The following is a 4,517-nucleotide window of genomic DNA, read 5'->3' on the forward strand; positions in this document are numbered from 1 at the left end:
ACAACAGGTGGTCCTGCGGCCCCTGCGCGACCGGATGGGTCCGCTGCGGCTGGCCGCGGTGTACCTGGCCGCCGAGGGCGAGGCGCAGATCGGCGTGGCCGAAGCGCTTCTGCTTGCCCTTGCGCGCCATGTCCATGGGACTCGGCGAGGCGGACGGGGACTCGTGCGGCGCATCCGCCGAGCTCCTCGACGCGTCCTGCTGGCCGGAGCGGGTCTGCTGCTTGGCGGGCGTCTTCTGGTTCTTGTTCTTGGCCATGGTGGAGCCTCCGTGAGGGTCTAGGGGCCAGGACCGCCTTCACACTCACACAGCACTGCAAAGCACGCATTTTGGATCTTTACTGCGCGTAGTCGGCAGAACCGTGAACTCCGCCACGCCGATGATCGAGTTCCGGCCGTCAACACCCTTGCGGTCGGGCAGACTCGAGGAAAACCCGAGGACCCCCCACGGAAGAGGTGGAACGCGTGGACCGCTGCGTCGTCCTGGTGGACGCCGGCTATCTGCTGGGCGCCGCCGCCAGCCTTCTCGCGGGGGAGCCCTCCCGCTCCCGCATCACCGTCGACCACGCCGCCCTCATCCAGGGCCTGCGCGAACGGGCCGAGGCCGACACCGCCCAGCCCCTGCTGCGCATCTACTGGTTCGACGGCGCACCCGACCGGGTGCCCCAGCCCGAGCACCGCAGGCTCCGCGTCATGCCCCGGGTCACCGTCCGCCTGGGCGCCCTGACCCGCAGCGACGGCCGCTGGGCCCAGAAGGGCGTCGACGCCGCCATGCACGCCGAGCTCACCGAACTCGCCCGCAACCGCGCCTGCTCCGACGTGGTGCTCGTCACCGGCGACGGAGACCTCCTGCCCGGCCTGATGTCCGCCAAGGAGCACGGCGTCGCCGTCCACCTGTGGGCCGTCCAGGCCGCCGACGGCGACTACAACCAGTCCGAGGACCTCGTCGCCGAGGCCGACGAACGCCGCGTCCTGGACCGGGCCTGGATCACCCGCGCCGTCCGCGCCAAGGACCTCGCCGGGCTCTGCTCGCCGCCGCCCGCCCCGCGCCCCGAGATCGCCGCGATCCTCTCCGCCCCGCTGCCCGAGGCCGCCCTCGCCGAGGCCGCCCGCAGCGCCGGCGGCAACGGGGCCCCCGCCGCCGCACCCGTCCCGCCCGAGACCGGCACCGCCGCCCCCGTTCCCGCCCCCACCGTCGGCGGCAAGACCGTACCCACCCCGAAGGACCTCGCCGGCTCCCTGCGGGCACCCGGCCAGCAGGCCGGACCCGGGCACACCGCCGCCCCCTCCCCGGCCGGCAGCGCCCTGCGGTGGTCCTCCGACAAGGGCTGGATCGACCGGCCCGGACCGCTCGGCGAACCCGCCGAAACCGCCTCCCTGCCCACCCTCGCCCAGCTCACCAGCGCCGAACAGCGCTGGGCCGACCGCGAGGAGGACATCACCACCGTCGGCGGCGACCCCTTCGAGGTCGGCCAGGTCTTCGCCCGGCGCTGGATGGAACGCCTCCCCGAAGCCGTCCACCTGCACAAGCTCGCCACCATGTACCCGCGGGTCCCGCACCGCATCGACGGGGAGCTGCTGCGCTACGCCGCCCGCTTCGGGCTGCTCGCCCACAAGGACGACCAGATCGACGAACACGACCGCTACGCCATCCGCGCCGGGTTCTGGCGGGAGATCGACGTCCGCGCCGCGGCCGAGCACGTGGCCGGTACGGCGGCCGCCGTACCGGGCGGCCCGGCGACCCCGGCGGCCGAGTAGGGCCGCGAGCCGCGTAGGCTGCTCCCTCGTGAGTACGGGCACAGCACCAGCAAGACCGCCGGGCAGCCGCAGCACGGCGGCGGCCGCGGCAGCCGCCGCGACAGCGGCCGAGGGCGCGGTCTGCACGGTGCGTGACCTGGTCAAGACCTATCCCGCCGTACGCGGCCGGCGCGGGGTCCCCGCCCTGCCCGAGACCCGCGCCACCGACGGGATCTGCCTCGACGTCCGGCGCGGCGAGATCTTCGGCCTGCTCGGGCCCAACGGCGCCGGCAAGTCCACCCTGGTCCGGCAGCTGACCGGGCTGCTGCGACCCGACTCCGGCTCCGTCACCCTGCTCGGCCACGACCTCGTACGCCACCCCGAGCGGGCCTCCCGGCTCCTGGCCTACCTCGGGCAGGAGTCCACCGCCCTCGACGAGCTCACCGTGGCCCTCGCCGCGGAGACCACCGGGCGGCTGCGCGGACTCGACGCCCGGACCGCCCGCGCCGCGCGCGACGCCGTCCTGGACGAACTCGGCCTGGCCCCCCTCGCCGACCGGCCCCTGAAGAAGCTCTCCGGCGGCCAGCGGCGCCTCGCCTGCTTCGCCGCCGCGCTCGTCGGCGAGCGGGCCGTGCTGGTGCTCGACGAGCCCACGACCGGCATGGACCCCGTGGCCCGCCGGGCCGTGTGGGCGGCCGTGGACCGGCGCCGCGCCGAACACGGCGCCACCGTGCTGCTCGTCACCCACAACGTGATCGAGGCCGAGACCGTCCTCGACCGGGTCGCCGTCATCGACCAGGGCAAGGTCATCGCCTGCGACACCCCGGCCGGACTGAAGGCCATGGTCTCCGACGAGGTCCGCCTCGAACTGGTCTGGCGCAGCGCACCCCCGCTCGACATCCCCGAGGTCGCGGCCCTCGCCGCCGCGGCCGCCGAATCCGGCCGGCGCTGGGTGCTGCGCCTCGCCCCCGACGCGGCGCGTGCCGCCGTGGCGGCGGTCACCGGCGGCCCCGCCTTCGCGGCCCTCGACGACTTCACGCTGGCGACCCCGAGCCTGGAGGACGTCTACCTCGCGCTGGGCGGGCGCACCACGAAGGGACTGGTGAAGTCGTGAGCGCCGGACCGGCTCCCGTCCCCGGTGCACTGGCCCCGCGGGCCCGGCTCCTGCCGTCCCTGTCCGCCGTGTACCGGGCGCAGCTCTCCCGGGCCCGGGTGGCGCGGATCCCGCTGCTGTTCGTCGCCACCTTCCAGTCCGTCGGGATCATGGTCCTGATGCGGGGCGTGGTCGACGGCGGCTCGGAGGCGCGGGCGGTGGTCGCCGGCTCCTCCGTGCTGGTGGTCGCCTTCGTCGCGCTGAACCTGCTCGCCCAGTACTTCGGGCAGCTGCGGGCGAGCGGCGGGCTCGACCACTACGCCACGCTGCCGGTCCCGCCCGCCTCGGTGGTTCTCGGCGCGGCCGCCGCGTACGCCTCCTTCACCCTGCCGGGCACGCTGGTCACGGCGGTGTTCGGGTGCCTGCTGTTCGGACTGCCGATGGGCGGGCTGTGGATCCTGGGCGCCGTGGTGCCGCTGGCCGGGGCCGCCCTGGCCGGGCTGGGCGCGGCCCTCGGGCTGCTCGCGCCGCGGCAGGAACTGGCCACCCTCGCCGGGCAGCTCGGCATGTCCGCGGCACTGCTGCTGGGGGTGCTGCCGCCCGAGCGGATGCCGGACGTGATCGTGTGGGCGCGGGACCTGCTGCCCTCGACGTACGGGGTGGAGGCCTTCGCGCGGACCTTCGCCCCGCACCCGGACTGGGCGGGGGTCTGCCTCGACCTCGGGGTGTGCGGGGCGGTCGGCGTGCTCTCGCTGGCCGTCGCCACGTGGGCGTACCGGCGGGCGGCGGTCCGCTGAGGCTCTCTGACCGTTGTCGCCCTCCGGCCACCGGTGCGGTCGCGTCGGCGACGAGGACACCTGGCACGATGTGGGAGTGACCGAAGCCGTGACCACGCCGAACCCGTTCGAACCGCCGCAGCAGCAGCCGTCCGCGGACGCGCCCGACGGCCTTGAGGGGCGCATCACCGCCGGGGACGTCCGCGACGGCGCCGCGATCACCCTCGTCGTGGGTGTGGCCGGTGTGCTCCTCGGGCTGCTGTGGGTGTGGCTCGCGCCGCGGGCGCAGTACGTGTCCAACGGCGAGGCCGTTTTCCTGCACAACACCGAGAGCGAGGCCCGGATCGGGGCCGACGCGATGTTCCTGTTGCTGTCGGTGGGGCTGGGCCTGCTGAGCGGGGGGCTGGTCTTCCTGTGGCGGCGCCGCGGGGGCGTCCCGCAGGTCGTCGGCCTCGGGTTGGGCTCCTGCCTGGCCGCCCTCCTGGGCTGGCGGGTGGGGCTGTGGCTGGGCCCGACCCAGGACGTGACCGCGGCCGCCTTGAAGGCCGGCAAGGGCGTCCCCTTCGACGCCCCCCTCCAGCTCCTCGCCCACGGCGTCCTCCTGGCCTGGCCGATGGCGGCCCTGGCCCTCCATCTGGCCCTGACGGCCCTGTTCTCCCCGCACGACCCGACCCCGTCGCCGGGCGGTCCCGCCCCGCAGCCCCCGCAGGCCTGACGGCGCCCTTCGCCGCTGCGCGGAGCAGTCCCCTCCCCGCCCCTTCTCCCCCAGCTACCGCTGGGAGGTGCCCCCAGAAACCGGGGCTCCGCCCCGGACCCCGTTCCGGGCGCTCCGCGCCCGGTGCGCTCAAACGCCGCGCGGGCTGGAAGATCCAGCCTCGTCGGCGTTTGAGGCGCTGGGGGTACCCCCAGCGGTA

At 75.3% G+C, this 4,517-nt stretch carries 5 protein-coding genes; 4 read left to right on the forward strand and 1 reads right to left on the reverse strand.

Annotation, left to right across the window (positions count from 1 at the left end; genetic code table 11):
- On the reverse strand, positions 1-256 hold a 256-nt coding region (locus tag ABZ924_RS38135), incomplete at its 3' end, for a hypothetical protein (protein ID WP_361920274.1).
- Between the two features lie 197 nt (positions 257-453).
- Here ABZ924_RS38135 and ABZ924_RS38140 point away from each other — a divergent pair.
- The 4 genes from ABZ924_RS38140 to ABZ924_RS38155 all read left to right on the forward strand — a co-directional run bounded on the left by ABZ924_RS38140 (position 454) and on the right by ABZ924_RS38155 (position 4,318).
- Complete coding sequence (locus tag ABZ924_RS38140; protein WP_361920267.1) at positions 454-1,755, forward strand: NYN domain-containing protein; 1,302 nt, start codon at positions 454-456, stop codon at positions 1,753-1,755.
- Between the two features lie 127 nt (positions 1,756-1,882).
- Positions 1,883-2,848: an ABC transporter ATP-binding protein gene (locus tag ABZ924_RS38145; protein ID WP_361920272.1), complete on the forward strand. Its 966-nt coding sequence runs from the start codon at positions 1,883-1,885 to the stop codon at positions 2,846-2,848.
- A complete protein-coding gene (locus ABZ924_RS38150; RefSeq protein WP_361920268.1) occupies positions 2,845-3,624 on the forward strand; it encodes an ABC transporter permease in 780 nt (259 codons plus the stop codon). The genes ABZ924_RS38145 and ABZ924_RS38150 overlap by 4 nt, the downstream gene beginning before the upstream one ends.
- A gap of 76 nt (positions 3,625-3,700) precedes the next feature.
- The gene (locus ABZ924_RS38155) at positions 3,701-4,318 is read left to right on the forward strand and encodes a hypothetical protein (RefSeq protein WP_361920270.1); all 618 of its coding nucleotides are present in this window, start codon (positions 3,701-3,703) and stop codon (positions 4,316-4,318) included.
- The last annotated feature ends 199 nt before the right edge of the window (positions 4,319-4,517 follow it).

The organism is Streptomyces sp. NPDC046876 (assembly GCF_040645035.1).
Lineage (GTDB): Bacteria > Actinomycetota > Actinomycetes > Streptomycetales > Streptomycetaceae > Streptomyces.